Below are 23,311 nucleotides of genomic sequence, written 5' to 3' on the forward strand. Positions count from 1 at the left end.
TAGGGGAAGATAAGAGGATGCATTCATTTGAAGACAGTGTAAGATTTCTTAATTTAAATTTAGGTGCACTTAGCCCATTCTGGTGATAACAAATTGGAATAGATAAGGTATGATAACTAACTCTTCTGTGAGTATATAGTTTTGCCGGACACAACAGTACGTACTACATGTCCTTTTACTTTGCGCCCATCGAAAGGGGAATTCTTTGATTTACTAGCAAAGTTGTCAGTTTTAATTTCCCATTCATGATTGAGGTCAACTAAAATTAAGTCTGCAGCAAGTTTTTTTTGTATACGACCACGTGGTATGTGTATTATATCTGCAGGCTTATATGTTAATTTTGCGAGCACATCAAGTAGACCCATTTGCCCACTGTGATAGAGTTCAAGTGAAAGGGGCAGCATTGTTTCAAGACCAACAATACCAAATGCAGCATTTTCAAGTGGCAGATCTTTAGAACTACGATCATGCGGAGCGTGATCGGTTGCAATGCAATCAATCACACCTGTCTTTAAACCTTCAATCATAGCTAAACGATCTTCTTCAGTGCGAAGCGGCGGATTCATTTTTGCAATTGCTCCATGTTGTTTTACTATATCTTCAGTCAAAGTGAAGTGATGAGGGGTTACTTCGCACGTAACATTTAATCCCAAATCTTTTGCACGTTTAATAGCATCAAGTGAATCTTTTGAAGAGACATGTAGAATATGGTAGTGCACATTTTCCATATCCTTCATTAGCAGTATATCACGATTTACCATAACCGATTCTGACACACTCAAGATCCCCTTTACTCCCAATTCTTCAGAAATTTTACCTTCGTTGATTGCGCCACCAGCAGATAGATTTAAATCTTCTGCATGTTGAGCAATAGGGACATTCAGCATACTTGAATAAAGCAGCGCCTGTCTCATAATCATTGGGTTCATAACTGGCATGCCATCATCGGTGAACCCAACCGCACCTGCTTCCTTTAAAAGTGCCATTTCAGTCAACTTTTCTTCCGAAGTGGTAATTTTAGCATAAAATTCAACGTTTACATGTGAAGTTTCAAGTGCTCTATATTTCAAATATTTAGCCAAAACAACGCTATCAATTGCCGGAGCAGTGTTTGGCTGACAAACTACAGTTGTAACGCCTCCAGCAGCTGCAGATTTGCTACCTGTATATATAGTTTCTTTATGTTCCTGGCCTGGTTCACGAAAATGTACGTGAATGTCAATAAGGCCTGGCATTAGAACAAGCCCTTTACAGTCTATTGTTTCGTCAACCCCACTTGTTGAAAATAATGATTCACCAAAGTCGACAATTTTATCCCCTTCAGTCAATAATGAACCTTTTATATCAAGTTTAGTTTCCGGGTCGATAATACGAGCATTAGTATACGCAATTTTATAGCCTTCCTTTTGCCCTGTTTGCAACAAATTCCAAGTCTGTGTCATTATATTTGAGTATCGATCATGCAATAAATCTAAAGTTTTTTTAATAAAACACAACCAAATTAAAACACAGACTAAGAGCCGTCTTGAATTAAAATTGTCCCAAAAATTTGGCTCTTATAACCGGGTTACTTCAGTTTTAACGTTAATATGAAAAACTCTTAGCTCTGTTGGAGGATTTTCCGGCTGAATATCTAGCTCATTCTGTATGTTCGATAAACAAATTAAAGCTGAATCAAAATCTTCATCAAACTGCTTTACTTCATGCATACCATCGATTATTTCCTCTAATTCTTCCACATCATCCATTTCTTGCGGCGCACTTTTTAATATCGCTTTTATTTGGTTTAAATTTTGACGAATTTTCTCCTGATATCCAGCAATTCTCTCTTGATATATATCAATTATTTTTTGACATGCGTTGCCTCTAAATGGATGTTCTTTTTTCTCTTTTATGTAAGAGCATGTCTTCAAACTGAGTAGAAAGAAGTTAAGAAGTATGGTATAAGGTACATTTTAAGATGTACCCAAGCGATATAAGTGACAAAGAATGGAAGACAATAGAGCCATATTTTGAACCTAAAAAGACCGGCAGACCAAGAAAACATAGTATTAGAACAATTATTAATGCAATCCGCTATATGATGAGAACAGGATGTCAATGGAGACAACTGCCTAAAGATTTTCCACCATGGAAAACCGTATATAGTTGTAATTCGCGCTTGAAAAAAAGTGGAATATGGCAAGAAATTCATGATTTTCTAGTTAAAAAAGTAAGAGAGATGATTGGTAAAAATAAGACTCCATCAGTAGGTATAATTGATAGCCAGTCAGTGAAAACTACTCAAAAAGGGGATCCAGAGGATATGATGCTGGCAAAAAAATAAAGGGCAGAAAACGCCATATTATTGTAGATACTGTGGGTCTTGTAATTGCTGCTGAAGTACAGAGTGCAAGTATTCAAGATCGTGATAGTGCTCTAAATCTTTTTGCCCAAGCTAAATGCAAAGTTCCAACTTTACGTAAGTTTTTTGCTGATCAAGGGTACATAGGTAAATTACAAAACAGATGCTTATTGGAAACGGGATGTTTATTAACGATTGCCAAGAAAATAGTTGATACAGGATTTCAAGTTATTCCCAAACGTTGGATTGTTGAAAGAACTTTTGCCTGGCTTTCCAATTTTAGGCGCATGAGTAAAGATTACGAGCATTCTCCTCTCACCTCAAAAAACTATATCTTCTTTAATATGATCACTATTATGCTTCACAAATTAGCTCATTCTTCAGTTTGAAGACATGCTCTAAATGTTCAACTGAAGGTACGTTGATTGATTGCTTGATTCCGTAAGTGTGAAAAGATAAACCTTTAACGTATTTTTCTCCTTCTTCGCTAATTCCTTCTTCAGGGAAGATGATTCCAACTTTATCTATTTCAGCTGAATCTTCTATTAATGTAAGAGATAATTGATCCTTGAGCTCATTTGCTACGCTGATATCTGTATTACATTCGTATGTTTTTGATTGATATAGTGGACTAATAAGTAATTTCACTTTACTGCTCCCATTACCATTATCTTGATAGCTGAATCCATAAGCAACTCCATTTCCTTCAATTAACCCTACTTTTGCTGGGTTAAAACCTATTGCTTCTTTAACTTCCGGTGTATTTGAGCTGATCCCGAGTAATCTTCTTAATATAGACATAATTTTATTTAAAATATTAATAAAATGCTATTATGATTACCCCTGGTGTTAATGTCAATGAAAATTTTAACTAAAATTAAAAAATTAATATAATGTTTTATACTAAAAGGCAAATATAAGCTTGAAGAGGGCTGAAAAGCTTTGTAAATGAGGAGAGGATAAAGTATCTCAAACTATATAATCTATCCTAAAGGCAAAATTTGCTATGCATTGCACAGGTTCCGCTAACAGGTAGCGGAATTGTAAGTTTTGACTAAGATCTTTGTTTATTCTCTCCTAGGGTTTCTGCCTTTAGCTCATCCATAATTGTTTGAATTTCAGGAAGCTCCTTATGTTTTGCGTAATCTGATTCATATTTTTCCCTTTTATCAGAAACTTTATATTCGTTTTCTTGATAAAGTGAATATAAAAATCCAACTCCAAAAATAACAATTGATGCAAGTGCCATGTATTCAAGTGGTCTTTGCACTTTTTCTCTTAAATCAAAATATCGAGACAACAGAATCAGAGCACAAGATGCTATCACTACTGCACCAGAAGCAAATTTATTTTCTCTAAAATGCTTTTGATTATGACTCTGTTCATAATTTCTATAAATAGTTGTGGCATGAGCTCGAAGCCTTTCTTCTCTATCTTTTTCCTCACTGCCTAATATTGACGTAATAAATTTTCTAAAATTCTCTTCACCAGTTTCCTGTCTCCATAAGTTTAATTGTTTACTCATAGTTTAACCTCATATTAATAAATATAGTTTATTATACACAACATTTATAATAAATGTCAAGGATAGTATATTTATTAATAATATACTATAATTTCTTAAGCATTTTTTTAAGTAGTTAGCTGTAGCTAAAATAATTGAGATTTACCGAAACAAACTTATGAAACAATTGAAGCTAGCGCATGACCAGATTTTGTTTAACTGGACCCTATAGCCAACCAAAAGAATTTACAAGTTGGACAGTATGGGTAGTGTAATACTGCAAAACGCTATTTCTCAAAAAACCAACAATTGCAATCATTGGTTCTACAGGTATAATCTGTTAAAGTTTACACGAGTCTCATGAATGACAGAAAAAGAAAAGCAGTTTAGTTTTATATCAGAAAACCTCAAGAAAGCAGAAAAGTTTATAGAGATGTATCCCAAAGGTAGAGAAGGAGGCGCTGTCATGCCTTTACTATACCTGGTTCAAGAGCAATGCGGATGGGTTTCTGAATCTGCTATGCGTTATGTTGCTGATATGCTGCATATTCCACATATTCGTGTATATGAAGTGGCAAATTTTTACACCCTGTATAATTTAAAACCAGTAGGCAAATATCTAATACAAATTTGTAGAACAACTCCTTGCTGGTTGTGCAATAGTGAAGAAGTTTTAAATACCTTTAAAAAGAAGCTTGGAATCAATATCGGTGAGACTACTAAAGACAATCTGTTCACTTTAAAAGAAGTTGAATGCCTAGGTGCATGCGTTAATGCTCCCGTTGCGCAGATTAATAATGACTTCTATGAAAATCTTACTCCTGAAAAAGTAGAAAACATCATAACAGAACTTTCAGGCAAATAGATGAAAGAAGAATTTGCATTTAAGATAATCAAGCAATCAGGTTCTGCAAAAGTTGGAACAATTAAAACTCCAAATGGAAGCGTAGAAACACCAGCTTTTATATTCTGTGCAACAAAAGCTGCAATTAAAGCTGCAGATATCGAGAGAATTAGTGAAGCAGGTACTCAGATAATACTTTCCAACACCTATCACCTAATGCTTCAACCAGGAGAGAATACTGTTGCAAAACTTGGTGGTTTGCACAAGATGATGGGATGGAATGGGCCAATGCTAACTGACTCAGGTGGATATCAGATATTTAGCTTAGGGCACGGATCAGTTTCGGAAGAGATAAAAGGAATAAGAAAAAAACAAAAAACTTTGATCAAAATTAATGAGGATGGGGCAATTTTTCGTTCTTACATTAATGGTAAAACTTATTGCTTAACTCCTGAAAAATCTATAAAAATTCAACAAAAATTAGGTGCAGATTTAATCTTAGTCTTAGATGAATGTACTCCATTTCACATAAGCAAAGAATATACAGCAAAATCAATGCTCATGAGCCACAGATGGGCTAAACGTTCTTTAAATGAATTTGAAAAAAACAATAATGGCAAGCAGGCACTGTATGGAATTAGTCAAGGCGGAGTATATCAAGATTTACGTAGAGAAAGTTGTAATTTTATTAACGATTTGCCATTTTTTGGTCAAGCAATAGGTGGATCACTTGGTCAAAGTAAAGAGCAGATGTACGATGTAGTTTCTTTCACTATGGACCATCTGAAAAAAGACAGGCCTACTCATTTGCTTGGTATTGGTGGAATTGTGGACATCTTTCGCGGAGTTAGTCTTGGAATTGATACGTTTGATTGCGTGCATCCAACCCGTTTAGCAAGGCATGGTGGTGCGCTTATTAAAGTAAAAAATAGAGATTCTATTTCTTCAAAGTGCAAAGAGCATATTAATTTGCGAAATCAACAATTCGAGCTGGACAATAACCCAATTGAAAGTGACTGCTTATGTTTTACCTGCAGAAAGCATTCAAGAGCTTATATACACCATTTATTGAAAGCTAAAGAGCTCCTGGCTTACACGCTCGTTACCATTCATAATATTTTCTTCATGAATAAGTTAATGGCATCAATAAGGCAGGCTATATTAGATGATAGGCTAGATCGGGAGAAAAATAATTGGATTAGTGAAATACCATTGCACTTTGATTTGGCCTCTCTTTAAGTCTTTTCTTTATGCCGTTGATTTTTACTTCTTGTTATATTTACTTTATTTATCACACTATTAATTAGAAAGGTTATAATAAATAATTAATCTATTAATGTTAGTCTCTACCCATATGATTTGTAAGGATTAGAGGTGAAGATATGGCTAAAGGAAATAATACCCTATTAATATTTGATTTTGATAACACTATCACTAATGGACACATGCATGGTGTTTTCTTTGGTAGACACTCCGGAATTAAAAAAAGTGATTTTAATTCTGCTGTGGAAAATGCAGTGACTGATCACAATATAAAAGATTTTCTAAAAAATACAGACGGAATAAAAAATGAAGAGGGGCTGAAATCTACATTACAGTCTGCACTTTCAAACGGAATAGAAGTGAATATTGCATCATATACAGGATATCCAAATGCTGTAAAAAGGGTTGTAGAAAATCATTTGGGCTTATCTAAAGAACAAGCAGACAGTATTTCTGTATTTGGTGGATTTCCAGCAGATTATGATAATGAGCTTCCAAAAGATCTCAAAGAACAACAAAGTCAAGTTGGAAAGAATTTACACATCTGTAAAGCAATTGTGAACTATAAGAACAATCACAATGGTCAGTTGCCAAAAAATGTAATGTTGGTTGATGATAGTGCAGGTAATATAAAAAAAATTAATGAGTTTGTTGAATCAATGAGCAAAAGAGGGGGATGGCTTAAAGAAAATGGGCTGAGTATTGAAGAGATACAAAAAATCAAATTTGAAGGTGCGCGAGTGCCTAAAGAGGACAAAAATGTTGGTTATCTAGAAAGAGTACAAGAGTTTATCAGTTCTAGGAAAGAAGAGTCACCACAATTACCTCCTAAACTTAAGAATTTAAATGCAGTATCCCAGAATAATGAGGAGCCACCACAATTACTTCCTAAAAAAAGGAAATCAAGTGATGGTATGGTTGCTGATGGTGAGAATAAAAAACAAGATATTAAGGGCATGTTGTCATCTGAAACACAAGCAAACCCAACACGCTCAAAACGTCATGCAATGATGCTTGACCCTCAGCAAATAGAATCTATACACCAGAATGCTGAAGAGCCACCACTAGGTAAAAAATACGCACATACTGAAACCATCTCCTTATCAAAGGCATTTGATACAATCAGAGATTTTTTTCAAGATTGTGGTCAAAAAATAATAAATACTATTCATAGATTACTAAAGAAGGAAGTAATAACAGGAGTTAAAGAGCAAGGCTATGATGTGAATAGTGAAAAAGGTAAAAGTGAAATTACGATTTATGGTAATAAATTGATAGATATTGACAAAATAAAAACGGATTTTATTGATACCTCTCTAATTCGAATAATGGAATTGGGTGAGGAGAAAATCAAAGATCTTAACAATAATTATAAAGGTGATCAGCTAGGCTCTGTGGACAAAATTTTAGAGAAGCCATACAAGAGCTCCAACAAAATTGAGAAAACCCATAAAAACCTCAGCAGTTTTATCAAATCTGGAAAAAATGCGCCTAAAATTTTTAATTTTACCAAAAAAAACACTCAATCAAATGACGTTCTTTGTAGATATGCTCATCGTAATACCTTTGCACTTTTCGATTCCGTTTTGGCGGAATAACTACTGTACATCCCTTGTCTTCAAGACTTGTAACAAAGGCATTGCTATCGTAGCCCTTGTCAGCTACTACAGTAGAGTTATAGATACTTTCGGTCAACACTTGTGCCTGCGTAATTTCATTTCTTTGACCAGGAGTCAGAGTAAATTTAAGTGGATTTCCAAGTGCATCGACAAGCGCATGTATTTTAGTTGTAAAGCCACCTTTGCTCCTCCCTAAAGCTTCTTGATCCTTGGAGTTTTTTGTATATCCAGATGAACATGGATGGGCTCGGATGATCGTACCGTCGATTATAGCAACTTCTAAATCAGGCTCTTGTTTAGTATATTCAAGCAATTTTTTCCAGACATCTCTTTCACACCATCTTTTAAATCGCTTATGTATACTCCTGTAATTACCATAAGTTTTTGGTAAAAGTCTCCATTGGCAACCACTTCGCACTATGTACCACACTGCCTCTATGAATATTCTTAAACGTTTTTCATCTTTGCTGTGCATTCCTTTTACGCTTTTTATGAACTCTAAAATTTGTTTCCAATTTTCCTCTTTGATGTAATATTGCATATGGTAGTTTCTCCATTTTTTACCTATTAGGCTAAACTACCATCTTTTTCTCTCTTTTCATATTTTTTGTCCACAGAGCCTAGGAATAATGGTGATTTCACCCATGATGGAAAAATCGATCATAACGATTATAATTATGTTATCAAGCATGAGTTTGTCCATGCGTTAACGTTCTATTTAACTTCTAAGCTCGATCTTGGCAAAGTTTTAATGGAAGGGTTAGCAGAATATGTTACACACCTAACAGAAGGAGAAAAACCGGCTGATTTTGCAAAACTTGTTAGTGAGGAATACAAGGAACATACTCTAGAGGAAATAGTTAAAGGAGCCATCGATCCTTATCAAACGGGTGCAGCAGTTATTGCATATATCGAAGAGACTTATCCAAATTTCATTGATAATTTGCTTTATGCAGCAACAGAAGATAGGAAAACTCTGAATGGCCGTTTTTATTTCAAGGAGATGATGCAAAAAATCTACCAAAGCGAAGCAGAGAAAATCCAAAAAGGAGAAGGGTTTTCTAATTGGGTAAAAACCCACTCAAGCACTGAGGATAACACTATTGAGTCTGATCATATTCAATCTGATCAACCAGTAGTAGATCACGAAGAAGACGAAGTGCAGTCAAAAGGACAAGTCAGTGAAGATAAAGCTGCTACTAGTTCATTCCGTGGTTTGGAAGCACCTAAAAAACCAGTAATACATGAGCACAATGAAGAAAAAATTATTCTAAAAGACACAATTCTCAAAATAGAAAAGAGCTACGAGCAGGACTCAGAAGGGAAACACAAGGCAAATGTAACCATAGATTATCATGACCTAAAAGCTTTGTACAATAGGGCAGAAGGGGAAGATAAAAACTCTGTGTTAAAGTTTTGGCAAAAATTGGCCGAATCAGATTATAAGGTTGGTGCTTTGCCGGAAGACAAATACTATTTTGAAAAAGGCAAATTCGTAATCCACGATAGTGGCACAAAGAAGCTTATAGTGTTACCTGAAGATAAGGTGTCCATCAAGATAATGAAGGATGGTGATAGTTATAGTTTAGCTATATCAAGTGGTAATGGCAAAGTAATAAGCAGCATTAGTAAAATAGATAATCCAAATTACGAATTGCTGTCAGATTCAAGTCATTTCAACTCAGGGGAGCAAGATAATATTGTATTATCAGATCAACATCACGAATATAATCTTTATCTAGAGAATGGCTTTGTGAAAATGTTCGATTGCGCAAGTGACCACATTTATCACGACCACAACTCGGCCTATATCTATAGCTAACCCAAGAAAGGTTTTCCTACGTCATACCGTGATTTATTCACGGTATCTCAGCTGCTAACACGTAGCAGAACGACAGCAATCCTACGTCATACTGTCACGGTATCTCTAGATCCCGCTAACAAGTAGCGGGATGACGGTTGTCAGGCTAGCTGTCATCCCAGTGCCCAGACACTGGGATCTAATTTTGGAGAAATTTTATCATAAATACTGTATTTTAACATAAATTTTGTCGTTCATTGCATACTGTAAGGTATAACAGTTTTTTGTATTATAGTAAATACTAGATCCCAGCGCTCTCCTTCCTGTCATCCCAGTAGCCCCTCCCCTGTCATCCGAGTAGCTGACACTGGGATCCAGTAAATTTATTTACTATATATGAAAAGTTATTATGTTTATATACTCACAAGCAAGCACAATAAGGCTCTGTATATAGGTATAACGTCAAATTTAACTAAACGAATTTGGGAACATAAAAATAAAGTTATTTCTGGCTTTACATCAAAGTACAATGTGCAGAAATTAGTTTACTTTGAGGTATTTCAAGATGTAGGTTCAGCTCTGAACAGAGAAAAACTTTTGAAAAGCTGGAAAAGAGAATGGAAAATTGATTTAGTTGAAAGGGAAAACCCAAATTGGACTGATTTATATGATGAAATTACAAAATAAAATGAGATCCCAGTGTCACGCACTGGGATGACAAGAGAAGGGACTGGGATGACAGGAGAGGGAACTGGAATGACAAGAGAAGAATTCTAAAACGACAAACCTCAAAAAAAACTTATGTAAAATCTAGCATTAACGAAAATTATACTTTTTTCATGCATGCTATGGTTTTTATAATTAATGGAGGGTGATATGACTACTACAATAAAAGATGCAGCAGACGATGCTGGTTTTATAATGGCCCTAATGGCATTACAAGGATTTAATGACAAGGTATATATTAAAGCTACTCCAGCTGATGAAGTTTATACTAAAAAAGCTGCTGATACTGCATTTGTTAAAACTTTAAAACTTACAGATACGCTAAAAACAGAAGTAGTAAAACAGCCTGTTGTGGATGCTATAACTGCTTCTCCTGATTTTACAAATAAGGTATATATTAAAGCTGATAAAGCTGATGAAGTTTATACTAAAAAAGCTGCTGATACTGCATTTGTTAAAACTTTAGGACTTACAGATACGCTAAAAACAGAAGTAGTAAAACAGCCTGTTGTGGATGCTATAACTGCTTCTCCTGATTTTACAAATAAGGTATATATTAAAGCTGATAAAGCTGATGAAGTTTATACTAAAAAAGCTGCTGATACTGCATTTGTTAAAGCTAAAGAACTTGCAACAAAAGTTGCAGAAAAAGCTGTTATGGATGCTATATTTGATGCAAAAGATGGCAACAAATCAATTCTAGTGGATAAATTAGGAGAATTTCTTATTAAAGATGATACCAAAGCGTATGATAATGGTAAAAAGACAGCAAAGGAGTTATTAGTTCCATCAGCTGCTGATTTAGTACAAAATCAGAGTTTTAAAAAGGATATTGATACAAGTATTAAAGAAATGGCTGTCTCAAGTAATTCAGATTTCCAAAAAAGCGTGAGAGAAGTAATGTCACAACCATCCTTTGAAATTCCAACAAGTGATGATGCTGCACTTAATTGGACTTGGTAATCCAGCAAGTAGTCACGCTACTTGGATAACACCTATAGCTCTGTCATTCCAGCGCGTGACGCTGGAATCCAGAAAAGTTTGCTTGTAAGCAAGCAAACTTATTTGGTGAGTATAAAATCTACGTCACACCTCCACGGCATCTCTAGATCCCGCTAACAAGTAGCGGGATGACGGTTGTCAGGCCAGCGTCCCATAAGTGTTGAAAGTGCTATAAGTGGCATTATATAAGGTGGTTAATGGCATAAATTTCAATGATAATAAAATAAATCAAAAAAGCGCCTTTTTGCCTGTGGTTAGAAGGTTTAAGCGAATTTTTGACGTGGTTTATCTGCTTTCCCAACAACGAAGGTTGATATCAAGAGGAGATTTACATACCATTAATCACCTTGTGTGACTGCACTTTCAACACTTATGGCCAGCGTCCCTATGATGTCATCCCAGTGCTTGACACTGGGATCTCATTTTACTTTATGATGATGTCATGCAAGTAGCTGACACTGGGATGACAGCAGTCCTACGTCATACCGCGATTCATTCGCGGTATCTCAGCCGCTAACAAGAGATCCCGCTAACAAGCAGCGGGATGACGATTGTCGTTTAGCCATAAATATTAAGAAATTTACCAAACGAAAAAAAAGGCAAAAGAAGCCCCGTGGTTGGCTAATTACTTACATTATACTTTCAAGTATGGCGTTTTTTTATTCTAAACACTTAATAACCGCGATTTAGTTGCTTTTAAACCGCAACTAATCTAAATTATAAACGTTAAGAAATTTACTAAACAAAAAAAAAGGCAAAAGAAACCCTAGGGTAGCTAGTTATTCACTATCCATTTTTTAAGTTGGCGTTTTTTTATGTTTTAAACGCTTTATAAGCGCGTTTCAGCTTATGTAGGTAGAAGTTTTATAAAGACATAAGGTGCACATAGTGCAAAAAATTAAACATGAGACGCCAGATACGTGAGTTTTTTTGTCATTTAATCTGTACAGAGAAGATAAATAAATAGCTTCAGTTTCATGATAAGGGGGCTGGCGGAGTTTGTCAAGTAGGTTTTGCATTTAATCTGTTTCTTGATTTAGGTGCCCTTGACTCCCGGCTGGATCAAATTTGTATAGCTACATTGTTGGTAAATCTAAATTGCTTTAATAATTTTGATTGAAAAATAGTTTTGCTATTATATAAATGCTACTTTAGGGTAATCAAAATGGAAGACGATAAATATAGCCTAGGTTTAAGAGTTATCCATTGGTTGATGGCTGTTTTTATTATTGGTATGCTTTGTTCTGGCCTTTATATGAAAAGCTTACCACTTAGCAATGAGATTAAGTTCAACATATACGCTATTCATAAGGCTTGCGGTATCACTATTCTTGGACTAATCATAGTACGCATATTTTTTCGCGTCTTTACTTATGTTCCTCCACTTCCAGCAAATTTTTCTGGGTTTGTAATCAATGCAAGTAAAACAGTACACTTTGGTTTATATTCTTTAATGGTGCTAATGCCACTATCTGGCTATGTCATGTCTTCTGCTTCTGGCAAACAGATCAAATATTTTTTTCATATCCCTTTGTTAATTAATCAAAACAAAGATCTAGCTAATGCAGCTAATCAGCTACATTCGGTGTTTGCATATTTTATGGTACTCTTTATAATCTTGCATATACTTGGTGCTTTGAAACACACATTTATAGATAAGCAAAACATTTTTAAACGTATGATATAGATTATATGTTAAGTAGCCTCTGGAAAAAAGGAACAGATTTTCTTGGTAGTGAATTTGCCATAATGGGTGGTGCTATGAGCTGGGTTTCAGAGAGAAACTTGGTTTCAGCAATCTCAAACGCTGGTGGTTTTGGTGTGATTGCATGTGGTGCAATGTTTCCAGACCTATTGAAAAAAGAAATCATAGAGACACAGAAATTAACTAACAAGCCATTTGGTGTAAACCTAATTACTATGCACCCAAAGTTGAGTGAGTTGATAGATGTGTGTATTGAAACGAAAGTAAGCCATATAGTGCTTGCTGGTGGACTACCAACAAAGCCTAATATAGAAAAAATTAAGAGTGCAGGCATTAAAGTTATGTGCTTTGCACCAGCATTAAGCCTTGCGAAAAGGTTAGTAAAAATGGGAGTAGATGCATTAATAATAGAAGGAATGGAAGCAGGCGGGCACATAGGACCAGTTAGCACTTCTGTTCTTGCACAAGAGATATTGCCTCATTTTAAAAATGAACAAATGCCAGTGTTTGTTGCAGGTGGAATAGGAAGAGGTGAAATGATAGTTAATTACTTAGAAATGGGAGCAAGTGGCTGTCAAATAGGCACATTATTTGTCTGCACTAATGAGTCAATTGCCCACAAAAATTTTAAGGAAGTGTTTATTAAATCAGCCGCACGTAATGCAATACCTTCTGTACAGATAAGTGCTGATTTTCCTGTAATTCCTGTAAGAGCCATAGCCAACAAAGCAAGTGATGACTTCATGAAGCGTCAAAAAGAAGTTATTGATGAATACCAAAAGGGCCAGATCTCAAAAGAAGATGGGCAGCTTGAAATAGAAAAGTTCTGGGCTGGAGCTTTAAGAAGGGCAGTGATTGAAGGAGATGTTGAAACGGGATCTTTAATGGCTGGCCAAAGTGTTGGCATGGTTGATAGGGAAAAGCCTGTAAAAGAAGTAGTGAATATGTTAGTTCAACAGGCAAACAATCATATTGAACGCAAATCTGTAGAAGCAGCAAAGCAACCAGTAAGCAAGTCATAATTATCTCTAAAAGAGCCCATTATAGGGCATAATTGCCCAGTTTTAATGTAAAATTAACGCTAAAGAGGTATCTATACATTTTGTTATGTATGGAGGAGTCTATGCTAAGTTCTAAAAAAGATATTAACCAACAATTGCACGACACTATATACAAAAAGGTAACAAAAAAAACACATAATCATAAAAGCCCAAAAAAAAATGGAGATGGAACTATCAAAAAATGCATAGAGTTGTTCAAGCAAGGGGCTGATCCTAAGGTATTAATTCGATTAGAAAAATCACTGAAAGAGCAAGAAGAATCTTATAATTATTACACCAAAAAATTTCTTCCAGTGTTGGAAACAGAAGTAATGAAATTAGAGGTCGAGCTTTCAGTATCTAACAATGAAAGAGAACAATTACAAAGATCACCAACAAGAAGAGGGAAAATATTAGAAATAATTTCAGGGATTATTAAAAGGAGCAGCAATAAAGATTCAAAAATAGAAGAACAACCTATTAATTCCATAAAAAAAGAGATCCCAGTGTCAAGCACTGGGATGACAGAAAATAATGTAGAAAGTCCAACTAAAGAAGAAGTATGTGCTAGTAGCTCAGATAGTGGAGTAAGTTCACGCAAACCGAGTGAAGAAAGTTTAGAATCACCAATAAGTAGTAGAAGGAGCAGTATGAGCTCAATATTAAGCTCTGCTGGAGAAAATAACGATCCACAAAAAGAAGATACTGGGAATCAAATGCAACCAGAGCAAGCTGCACCAGAAGAGCCACAGGTGCAAGAAAGTGTAAACTCAGATGGTCAAGCAAATCCAGATCAAGTTAAGGAGGAGTTATCCCAGGTGTCATTACAGCGGGTAACTGAAGCCAGAGGAGAAGAATCAAAGATCCCAGTGTCACGCACTGGGATGACAGATGATGACCACACAAAGGATCCAGTGAAATCTGAAGAAAAAAAGGACAAAAAAAATACCATTACAACTGTGCAGAAACTTCCTGTGAATGAGAAAAAAGGTGAAGATATTCCACTTAAACAACCCAATAACAGAAATCTTCACGTTGCACTTGTAGCAGGTTGTGCTCTCTCCACAATAGGGTGCATTGTTGCAGGAGCAATGACATCAGGACTGGTAGGAGCAGGACTACTTGCTATGGCTGCAGTGTTTGCTATAGCAGCAGTAGCTGAATTGCATTCAAACTTCCTATCAAGTAAATTAACATCCATTAATGTGAGTCCTCTTGTTGATGATAAAGAGCTTACAACATGTTCACGTCTGTAAAAATTAAATATGTGTTACTTGTAGTGGATAAGTGAATTCAGTTCTTGCCTATTGATATAAAAGTTGTTATATTTGAGGAATGTTTAAAAGGTATTTAGTTGATGCGCACTCAATTGAATAAAGTTTTGGTTTTTATAGCCTTATTAAGTTTCATTTTTGCATCATATTCTAGCGAAGCTTCGGTGAGTGATGAATTAAAGGATGTACAAGAAACGGTAAAAGATTTTATTTCTTCATTTTCAATTAAAGATACTGCAGAAAATATGAGTCCTTCAACAATCATAGGGTTGTGTATAGCTGCGGTGATACTTGCAGTAGTGTTCAGGGGTCTAATCTTTTTTATGATAATGTTTGGTGTACTGATCATGATGTTTGGTAGTACAGAAAAGGCAACAGACTACTTAAAAGAGAAATTTAATTTTGCAAAAGATATAAAATTACAATCCGATAGCGAAAAAAAAGATAAAAATTAAGATAGTATTTTTATCTTTTTAATTATCTTTATTGAATACGCATATGCAGCTAAAAGTACCAGCAATTAACTCTAAGTTTGAAAAAAAGAACAACTTAGCATTACTAGAGAGCATTGATTTAGGTTTTATTCCTTATGCTTGTCATTACGATGAAGAAACTATACTAACAAAACAGGGAGAATTGTTAAAAATAATCAAGTTAGAAGATTATTCTTCTGTTGATAACTACAGCGACCTTAGAACTGAAATTAGAAAAAGTATATCAAAAAATATTAATAGCCTATATTTTACCGTTTGGATTCATACTGTCCGAAAGCGCAATAAATTGAGCTTAAAATGGAATAAAACTGAAGACTTCTCTGATAAGCTACATTCAGCGCGGTTTGATAAACTAACTGATAGTAAATTACAGTATATAAATGAACTATATATTGTAATATTGTTTAGCGATTTTGGCAAGCATACTAATAATTCATTTTTTTTTAATAGAATAAAGAATAAGCACAAGCTGTCTTTACAAGAAAGCCACCAGGAATTGCAAAAGGTAACTGACTTAATTCACAGTGATTTAGGACCTTTTGGAGCTAAAAAACTGGGTCTAAGGTTTAGTGAAGGTAAAATATATTCTGAAATGATAGAATTTCTCCACTATATTGTTACATTAACGCACAAAGATTATCCAATACATGAAGGGGACCTGTCGCAATATATTAGAAATTTTAAAATAGCTTTTGGTTTTAACACATTTCAAACAATATTTGAAAGTCAACAGAAATTTGGCTCTATTTTCAGCATAAAGGAATACCGGGAAATCTCTTTAGGCAATATAGATAGGTGCTTGCAGCTTGAATCTGAATTTATCATTACAGAAATAATGATATTTACTAGTAATAGTAAGGCAATAAAAGAATTTAACAAACAAATTAACATGCTGCAAATTAGCGAGGATAATACCTTACTTAAAAGCTCAGGAATTGCAGAAGTAATAGAGCTTGAAAAGACCTCTAGTATAGACTTCTGCCAACAGAAAATTATTTTTACAATATTTGCAGACGATAGGAATAAGTTAGCCAAAAATATTAGTGATTTATCTTCTATAATGTCATTAGTTGGCTTCATGATGTTTAGAGCTGATCTGCATATGGAAAGTCATTTTTGGGCACAACTTCCAGGCAATTTTACTTTCATTACACAACCGAAAAATATATTAGCAAAATATGCTTGCAGTTTTGCTATGCTGCATGATTTTACGTCAGGTACATTAAAAGGAAGAAGGTGGAAAGAAGCGGTAACAGTTTTTTTCTCAAAAGAAGGAAATCCTTACTTCTTTAATTTCCATGGAAAAAGAAATAATGGCCATACTACGATACTTGGAGCTCCAAATTCAGGCAGAACTTCACTCATTAATTTCCTATTATCAGAATCAAGAAAGTTTAACCCAAGAATTGTCATATTGGATAACACTGGAAAATCGATAATTTTTACTAAAGCAGTGAGTGGTAAATATTATATAATCGATCCAAAGTATAAAGACAAAAGCCTAAAATTTAATCCACTAAACATTGAAGATAGTGCTTCCAATCGCAATATGTTGGTTGAACTGATCAAAAGAATGGTAGCTGATACGAGCTTGGTGGACGTAGAAGAAAAGATAAGAAAAATTGTGGATTCTATATTTGCTATACCCAAGGAGTCACGTTCTATTTCGCAAATTTCTGAGGTGCTCTTGCTCCTTGGGGGTAAGATAAGTAGATGGTGTGACGATGGTGACTTTGCTTACTTATTTCAAGATGGTAATGAATCAGATATTGACTGGGAAACAAAAATTATATCTCTCAACACCGCAAACCTCACAAAACGAAAAGAATGTATGTCCGTGATACTTTACTATTTTTTATATTCTTTTGAGGCAAAATGTGATGGCTCGCCTGCAATACTTGTTTTGGATGAAGCATGGGAGATAAGTAATATTTTTCCTACAGAGAAAGAGTTTGATAACTGGATGCAAAGAATGACGGAACTAAATGTTGTAGTAATCCTAAGTACTGAAAATTTAAATCTCGCATTTGCTAGCAAATTTACTCAATATTTAGATAAACATGTTGATACAAGAATCTTGATGCCAAACGTCAATGCAAATAGATTATACATGAAAGCATTTTCTTTATCAAAAGAGGAGCTGAATATAATTCTGCAAACACCAACGCAGGAAGGTTTATTTTTGATAAAACAGTATAAAGGATTAGTAACTTTAAATTTAGATTTAAAGAATATGCAAGAAATACATGTACTTTCAGCTAACAAAGAGACGATAAAGTATATGTACGAGGCAATAAAGGAAAAAGGAGAAGAAGTTAATGAGTGGTTACCGGTGTTCTATGAAAAGTGTAAGGCTTAATTTCTTATTGATATTTTTTTTGATATTTGGTCTTTCATATCAAGGATATGCTGATTGTCCGTCTTTTGTAGAGAGCAATACTTGGTGGGAAGCAATAGTTGGTGGAGATTGGGTAAAGGAAATTAAAGTGCAAGCAATAAAAAATCAAGGAGTTGATGGTTACTTTAATCCCAAAATTAGAGTATGTGCTTATGATGGACACAGTTATTGTTATGACTTACAAAGTGGGGAATCCTGCCGCCAGATATATGGAACGCAAGGTACAGGAGCTGGAGTTTCTGCTGCAGCTTTTATTGATTGGGAAGGGGATAAAACAAAAGCTGGAGGAGAAATTGCTCGGGGTCTTAAATGGGAATGGGCAGACGGTGTTACTGATGAGGAAAAAAGAAGATTCGCTAACTCTCCTAAAATATGTGCTTGCAGTCAAAAAGGGGCTTGTATGTCAGGAATTTCTTCATGGGGTTCTAGAGTATTTTCGGGTGAGAATATTTTTCGTCCTGGGGAGATGGAAAAAGTCTGTGATACCTGCTACCAAACGGCAGTAAAATGTGCTCCCGTGCCACTTGCACCTAGCCCCCCTCCATTTTGCGAGCAACTTGCAATGTCACCTCCACAAGTTAGAATTGTTCCTATAGCAGATAAAGACAATGATTACTTTGATCCTAAGGTTAAGGTAATGGTTGGTGATCTAGTGAAAGAAGGCGAAAAGATTGGAAAAGAATTAGATTTTCCCAGAGAGTATGGAAAAGATAAAGCTAAGGAGCACCCTATTAAAGACAAATATGGCACCACGTATGACTTCAAGACCTATAGAGAAAAAGATAAGCTCTGCGCTGAATACCATGGAACTCGAGGTATAGATGAAAAAAATCTGCAGTTCGTCCGCTGTTTTCCTGCACCACCTGCTCCAGAGCCTAAAATATTAAGGATAGTGGATGCAAATACATTAGAAATAGAAATGAAGATGAGCGAGAGCACTTGTATTTATAGAGCACATGGAATCTACAGCAATGGTTTCTGTACTTTTAATGTTAATACCGACCACAACCATCCTGTAAATATTGGCCCTCTATCTTTAAAAATAGTAAAACCAGCAATAGTAGCAAAAACGACTGATAGTAATAACACAAAAAGTTATATTGATAATATTATAGAAGGTATATTAGAAAGTAATCCGCAACAATTTAAAGTGCTGAAAGAATATGGCTATGTTCCTGATATTGAAACGGAATGTAAAGAGTTTCAGGGGGATAAGTGCAAATTGAACAACTTAGGACAACCAGAAGTAGAAGTAAAGTATAAAGAAAATTCTAACAGTAAAATGCTTTGTCTTTCTGGATGGCAGCCAGAACCAGAGGAGTTTGTTCTTGAAAGAGAAAATAAAATAATACCACTAAAATTAATGAGAACAAAATATATTAAATACAATGCTGTTTACTCCAAGGAATCAAATCAGTTCTATTATCTTCCAAGTACAGAGAATAAAACAGAAGATCCCTTAAACAAAAATCAAGGTCTGTTGGATAAAATAATATTTAATAAGCAAGGGTATGTTTTCTTCCCTAATGAAAATGAGCAGAAGAAGGGAAAATGCAGTTATTGTGTGGAGAAAGATAGCAAAATAGACGAGAAATTAAAATCTAGTAAAGGGCTGAAAGTAGTATACAAATTGACGGATGTAGAGCATAGAGAAAAATGTAATCAAGGTGATGATGGTTGCATCTGCTTTAATGGAACATGCAGCCGTTCAACACGATATGTAGATAAAGAAAACACTCAATCTTTTTATACAAAGATTTCACAAGATGCAAATGGCGTTGTCACGCAACAAGAAGCACCAATTAAAGCAAACAGAACAGAGGTCTTTTACGCTGATAAATTGTGTAGGTTCGATTTAGAAGGTCTCAAAAAGAAATTAAAAGAAAAATTAAAAGAGATAATCAAGGAACAGCTGAAAAATAAGAAACCAGATCTTGAAAAAAATAATGAAAAATCCTATGATCATGAAAATAAAGATGTTTATACAGATGACTTATCAATAAAATTTGATCGTGTTGAAATAGAAGCGTGGGGAAGTGGTGAAGCAGGTCATATACAAGGTAGTGGCTGTAACAATCAAAACTGCCATTCTACTGAAAGCAGAGTAGGGATGCCAGGCGATTATATTAAAGCTAAACTGAAAATTGACCCTAATTATCCTGTAATTAAGGTGAAAGTTACAGAGGGAGGGGGTAACCAGGAAAATAACTCCTCAGATAAGGACGGGGGACCTATTTTTATAGAAATGTGTCGTTTAGATGGACAGAGTTGCAAGGAATTAATCACCGTTGCAGGTGGAGGTATGCATAGAACATATGGTCCTGAACGTACAAGTTATCGGGACACAATAATTCATGAACCGAGTTTAGAGTTAGAAAAAACAGTCATACCAGCAAGTGCATTGAAGTCTACTGAAGATAATAAAATAACATATATAGAAGATGGTCAAGTCAAGTATACAACAGTAAATTGTGAAAGTAATCTTAGAAGCAATAAACCTGGTGCAGGTGGTTGCATTGATAAAAACAAAGAAGTTCATGATGAAAACTCTCCAAGATATATGCAGAAAGGAATTTATGGTAAAGGCTCTCCAGGGTATGTGAAGATTAGACCTATTATAAAGGAATTTGACGAAGAAGAAATAAATGCTGTTATTAAAAAAATAATAGAGGATCAATATGATTTTGAAACTATGACTGATTTTTGGATAGGGGACCTTAATGTGAATAGAAGGGAGATAATTGAAGAGGAAGTCAAAAAAGAATTGTTAAGGTAAAAAGATATAACTCTGGAAATGATGCTCTTGTTTTAATAATTAATTAAAGTAAAGTGTGTAGTAAATGGTGTAATTGCTGTATCTTAATAAAAAGGTATAACGAATGTAAGGAGGGTACTTTATGTCTCTAAAGAATAAAATTTCTGAGTTAATAGAACAACAATTTAGCGTTAAGTACCATGACAATTATTTGGCTTACGCTATACATAAGTGGGCTGCAAGCGAAATATCTGACTCTATTGCTCTTTGTATAACTGGCGGTGGTGATTGCAAGATTGGATATCAAGATGTTGCAAATTCATTCAACATAACAAAAGAAGAAATTGATCAAGGTAATATTGCAAGCATAGAAAGTAAAATAAAAAGTGAAGCTGAAAAATCAGGTAGTGAGTTTCTTAAGTTGATTTCTAGAATGGATCAATCGCTAAGAGAACAAAGTGGAAAGTCTATTGTACAAATTTTAGATTTATCTGCTGAGGAGATGTTAAAAAGTTTCTGTGATAGCCCTGTACAGTCTCCAGAGCCTCAAGAACCCTCTGCTTCATCTGAAGAGTCTGCTACAGAAGGTTTAGAAACTAGTGTTAATCCAGATCCTTTTCCAACTTAATCAACTCCCCATATAGATTCTTTCTGTACCCATGCTTTGCGTTTCGATGAGGACAGCAAACACCATTTTTCACTGCATTTTTTTATTTCTATTACAACAAACTTGTCTATTTTCATAGTAATCTTGCTGTCTACACTCTGTTTTTGATATCCATAAGTATCTTCTTTTACAATCGCGTAGCGCTTATCACTAAGAAGATTGCCTTTTATCCATCCACAGTCTTCATGTATATCACAGACCTTTTTCCAACTCTCAAACTCTTCTATCACTTTCAGGGGCAGATTTTTGCAAGTGTATATCCATTTTACAGGATAGTGAAACCCTGGCCCCGTTCTCATGTTGATCTTATTTGATTTGGTTGAAACAAAGTTATTAGCAAACAAGCTATGGCTAAATAATAAAAACAATAGGATAATAGTACTGAACCAAGATCCCAGTGTCAAGCACTGGGATGACGTGAGGGATAGTGTAACAGACTTATTCATCATAATTCACGATTAGGTTGACATAAGATAAAGAGTAAATTAAAAATTGAATAGATCTTTAAATGCAAAATCAATGCCTATAGAAATATTAATGCCTGCTCTTTCACCGACAATGAGCAAAACTGGAGGAAAAATTGTAAAGTGGCATAAAAAAGAACAAGACAAAGTTGAAGTAGGCGACGTAATTGCTGAGATAGAGACTGATAAAGCCATAATGGAGTTTGAATCTATAGATGAAGGAGTTTTAGCAAAAATTTTAGTAACAGAAGGAACAAGTGGCGTGCCTGTAAATCAACCAATAGCTTTAATGCTGGAAGATGGAGAAGATGAAAGTGCACTCGATAACTATGTTTCAGCTTCTGCTACCAATATTGAAGCTAAGAAAGAAGTTGAAACCAATTCCTTAGTGCCATCCAATTCCTCAATCAATTCTCCAATGTCATCCAACTCTTCAATGTCATCCCAGTGCTTGACACTGGGATCTAGAAAAGAGGAAGGAACAGAAGGTAGAACAAAAATAAGCCCATTAGCTAAGAAAATAGCTCAAAATGAAGGGGTTAATGTGCAGCAATTAAAAGGTACAGGACCATATGGTCGCATAATTAAGGCTGATGTACTGGAGTCTTTAGGCAGTGGTATACACACTGAAAGTCCTGAGAAAGATACCATAGTTGAAGTAAGCAACATGCGCCAAGTGATAGCACAGCGCCTAACTGAATCAAAACAGAATGTTCCACATTTTTATTTAACTGTAGACTGCCAGGTTGATAAGTTAATATCGTTAAAAAACGAGATTAACTCAGCAGATGAAAACAATAAAGTAACAATTAATGATCTAATCATAAAAGCTGCAGCTTTCAGCATGAAAAAATTTCCTGATATAAATTCTTCGTGGATAGATAATAAAATACTTAAATACTCGAATGTAGACATTTCAATCGCTGTGGCACTTGAAGATGGGCTAATTACTCCTATAGTAAAAAATGCTGATAAAAAGGGTATTTTATCTATATCAAAAGAAGTGAAAGATTTAGTAAGCAGAGCAAGATCTGGAAAATTAAGGCCAGAAGAATTTCAAGGAGGTGGGTTTACTATTTCCAATTTAGGAATGTTTGGTATAAAAGCCTTCAGTGCTATAATCAATCCGCCGCAATCTTGCATTATGGCAGTTGGTGCATCTAAAAAACAACCAATTGTTATGAATGAGAAAATAGAAATAGCAGAAATAATGACAGTGACACTTTCTGTTGACCATAGAGCAGTTGATGGGGCACTCGGAGCAAAGTTTTTAAATGCCTTTAAGCATTATATAGAGAATCCTCTGGTGATGTTTATTGAAACTGCGGTAACCTATTAGCATCGTTATTACAAAATTAATACCTCTAAGTTTATAATTCTACTAGTTAATAGGCTTAGAGCATGTCTTCAA

22 protein-coding genes are annotated in these 23,311 nt (G+C 34.9%); 16 read left to right on the forward strand and 6 right to left on the reverse strand.

Translation table 11 applies throughout. From position 1 onward, the window contains the following. Window positions 1-116: 116 nt before the first annotated feature. Together OPR26_RS01230 and OPR26_RS01235 are read right to left on the reverse strand one after the other, a co-directional pair. Window positions 117-1,442: a dihydroorotase gene (locus tag OPR26_RS01230; protein ID WP_265016003.1), complete on the reverse strand. Its 1,326-nt coding sequence runs from the start codon at window positions 1,440-1,442 to the stop codon at window positions 117-119. A gap of 114 nt (window positions 1,443-1,556) precedes the next feature. Beyond that, window positions 1,557-1,913, reverse strand: coding sequence for a hypothetical protein (locus tag OPR26_RS01235; protein WP_265016004.1), 357 nt, complete (start codon window positions 1,911-1,913; stop codon window positions 1,557-1,559). Window positions 1,914-1,960: 47 nt separating this feature from the next. On the opposite strand from OPR26_RS01235, the gene OPR26_RS01240 reads away from it, so the two are divergent. Together OPR26_RS01240 and OPR26_RS01245 are read left to right on the forward strand one after the other, a co-directional pair. Beyond that, window positions 1,961-2,326, forward strand: a complete 366-nt coding sequence (locus OPR26_RS01240; RefSeq protein WP_264731180.1) for a transposase — start codon at window positions 1,961-1,963, stop codon at window positions 2,324-2,326. Window positions 2,327-2,346: 20 nt separating this feature from the next. After that, the gene (locus OPR26_RS01245) at window positions 2,347-2,733 is read left to right on the forward strand and encodes a transposase (protein WP_265016251.1); all 387 of its coding nucleotides are present in this window, start codon (window positions 2,347-2,349) and stop codon (window positions 2,731-2,733) included. On the opposite strand, the gene OPR26_RS01250 is transcribed toward OPR26_RS01245, so the two are convergent. Together OPR26_RS01250 and OPR26_RS01255 are read right to left on the reverse strand one after the other, a co-directional pair. Next, window positions 2,699-3,145 carry a hypothetical protein gene (locus tag OPR26_RS01250; RefSeq protein WP_265015802.1) on the reverse strand — a complete coding sequence of 149 codons (447 nt, stop codon included), beginning with the start codon at window positions 3,143-3,145 and terminating at the stop codon, window positions 2,699-2,701. The genes OPR26_RS01245 and OPR26_RS01250 overlap by 35 nt on opposite strands. 253 nt (window positions 3,146-3,398) lie before the next feature. After that, the gene (locus tag OPR26_RS01255; RefSeq protein ID WP_264702536.1) at window positions 3,399-3,869 is read right to left on the reverse strand and encodes a hypothetical protein; all 471 of its coding nucleotides are present in this window, start codon (window positions 3,867-3,869) and stop codon (window positions 3,399-3,401) included. 343 nt (window positions 3,870-4,212) lie between these two features. Here OPR26_RS01255 and nuoE point away from each other — a divergent pair, with 343 nt between their 5' ends. The 3 genes from nuoE (at window position 4,213) to OPR26_RS07320 (ending at window position 7,553) form a co-directional block, all read left to right on the forward strand. Further along, window positions 4,213-4,713 (forward strand): NADH-quinone oxidoreductase subunit NuoE, encoded by a 501-nt coding sequence (nuoE, locus tag OPR26_RS01260; protein ID WP_264702540.1) that lies wholly within the window; start codon window positions 4,213-4,215, stop codon window positions 4,711-4,713. Then, a complete protein-coding gene (gene tgt, locus OPR26_RS01265; RefSeq protein ID WP_265015801.1) occupies window positions 4,714-5,931 on the forward strand; it encodes a tRNA guanosine(34) transglycosylase Tgt in 1,218 nt (405 codons plus the stop codon). A 143-nt stretch (window positions 5,932-6,074) separates the two neighbouring features. Beyond that, complete coding sequence (locus OPR26_RS07320) at window positions 6,075-7,553, forward strand: hypothetical protein (protein ID WP_406827521.1); 1,479 nt, start codon at window positions 6,075-6,077, stop codon at window positions 7,551-7,553. On the opposite strand, the gene OPR26_RS01270 is transcribed toward OPR26_RS07320, so the two are convergent. After that, window positions 7,462-8,115 (reverse strand): IS5 family transposase, encoded by a 654-nt coding sequence (locus OPR26_RS01270; RefSeq protein WP_406719998.1) that lies wholly within the window; start codon window positions 8,113-8,115, stop codon window positions 7,462-7,464. The genes OPR26_RS07320 and OPR26_RS01270 overlap by 92 nt on opposite strands. Before the next feature lie 66 nt (window positions 8,116-8,181). Between OPR26_RS01270 and OPR26_RS01275 the strand changes: the two genes are divergently transcribed. The 10 genes from OPR26_RS01275 (at window position 8,182) to OPR26_RS01320 (ending at window position 21,397) form a co-directional block, all read left to right on the forward strand. Further along, window positions 8,182-9,396 (forward strand): hypothetical protein, encoded by a 1,215-nt coding sequence (locus OPR26_RS01275; protein ID WP_265016005.1) that lies wholly within the window; start codon window positions 8,182-8,184, stop codon window positions 9,394-9,396. 375 nt (window positions 9,397-9,771) lie between these two features. Then, on the forward strand, window positions 9,772-10,062 hold the full coding sequence (locus tag OPR26_RS01280) for a GIY-YIG nuclease family protein (RefSeq protein ID WP_253301895.1): 291 nt from the start codon (window positions 9,772-9,774) through the stop codon (window positions 10,060-10,062). Window positions 10,063-10,251: 189 nt separating this feature from the next. Then, a complete protein-coding gene (locus OPR26_RS01285) occupies window positions 10,252-11,064 on the forward strand; it encodes a hypothetical protein (RefSeq protein ID WP_265016006.1) in 813 nt (270 codons plus the stop codon). A 1,204-nt stretch (window positions 11,065-12,268) separates the two neighbouring features. After that, on the forward strand, window positions 12,269-12,790 hold the full coding sequence (locus OPR26_RS01290; RefSeq protein ID WP_265016007.1) for a cytochrome b: 522 nt from the start codon (window positions 12,269-12,271) through the stop codon (window positions 12,788-12,790). Window positions 12,791-12,795: 5 nt separating this feature from the next. Further along, complete coding sequence (locus OPR26_RS01295) at window positions 12,796-13,830, forward strand: NAD(P)H-dependent flavin oxidoreductase (RefSeq protein WP_265016008.1); 1,035 nt, start codon at window positions 12,796-12,798, stop codon at window positions 13,828-13,830. Between the two features lie 101 nt (window positions 13,831-13,931). Then, window positions 13,932-15,104 (forward strand): hypothetical protein, encoded by a 1,173-nt coding sequence (locus tag OPR26_RS01300; RefSeq protein WP_265016009.1) that lies wholly within the window; start codon window positions 13,932-13,934, stop codon window positions 15,102-15,104. A gap of 101 nt (window positions 15,105-15,205) precedes the next feature. Then, window positions 15,206-15,577 carry a hypothetical protein gene (locus OPR26_RS01305; RefSeq protein WP_265016257.1) on the forward strand — a complete coding sequence of 124 codons (372 nt, stop codon included), beginning with the start codon at window positions 15,206-15,208 and terminating at the stop codon, window positions 15,575-15,577. Between the two features lie 43 nt (window positions 15,578-15,620). Then, on the forward strand, window positions 15,621-17,975 hold the full coding sequence (locus OPR26_RS01310; protein WP_265016010.1) for a VirB4 family type IV secretion/conjugal transfer ATPase: 2,355 nt from the start codon (window positions 15,621-15,623) through the stop codon (window positions 17,973-17,975). Further along, complete coding sequence (locus tag OPR26_RS01315; RefSeq protein WP_265016011.1) at window positions 17,935-20,790, forward strand: hypothetical protein; 2,856 nt, start codon at window positions 17,935-17,937, stop codon at window positions 20,788-20,790. The genes OPR26_RS01310 and OPR26_RS01315 overlap by 41 nt, the downstream gene beginning before the upstream one ends. A gap of 121 nt (window positions 20,791-20,911) precedes the next feature. Further along, complete coding sequence (locus tag OPR26_RS01320) at window positions 20,912-21,397, forward strand: WBM0748 family T4SS-associated protein (RefSeq protein ID WP_265016012.1); 486 nt, start codon at window positions 20,912-20,914, stop codon at window positions 21,395-21,397. On the opposite strand, the gene OPR26_RS01325 is transcribed toward OPR26_RS01320, so the two are convergent. Further along, on the reverse strand, window positions 21,394-21,885 hold the full coding sequence (locus OPR26_RS01325) for an SH3 domain-containing protein (protein ID WP_265031601.1): 492 nt from the start codon (window positions 21,883-21,885) through the stop codon (window positions 21,394-21,396). The genes OPR26_RS01320 and OPR26_RS01325 overlap by 4 nt on opposite strands. Window positions 21,886-21,955: 70 nt before the next feature. Here OPR26_RS01325 and OPR26_RS01330 point away from each other — a divergent pair, with 70 nt between their 5' ends. After that, entirely contained in the window at window positions 21,956-23,239 is a 1,284-nt protein-coding gene (locus tag OPR26_RS01330) for a pyruvate dehydrogenase complex dihydrolipoamide acetyltransferase (RefSeq protein ID WP_265016013.1), read from the forward strand. The last annotated feature ends 72 nt before the right edge of the window (window positions 23,240-23,311 follow it).

This window comes from Wolbachia endosymbiont (group A) of Anoplius nigerrimus, from assembly GCF_947251795.1.
GTDB lineage: Bacteria > Pseudomonadota > Alphaproteobacteria > Rickettsiales > Anaplasmataceae > Wolbachia.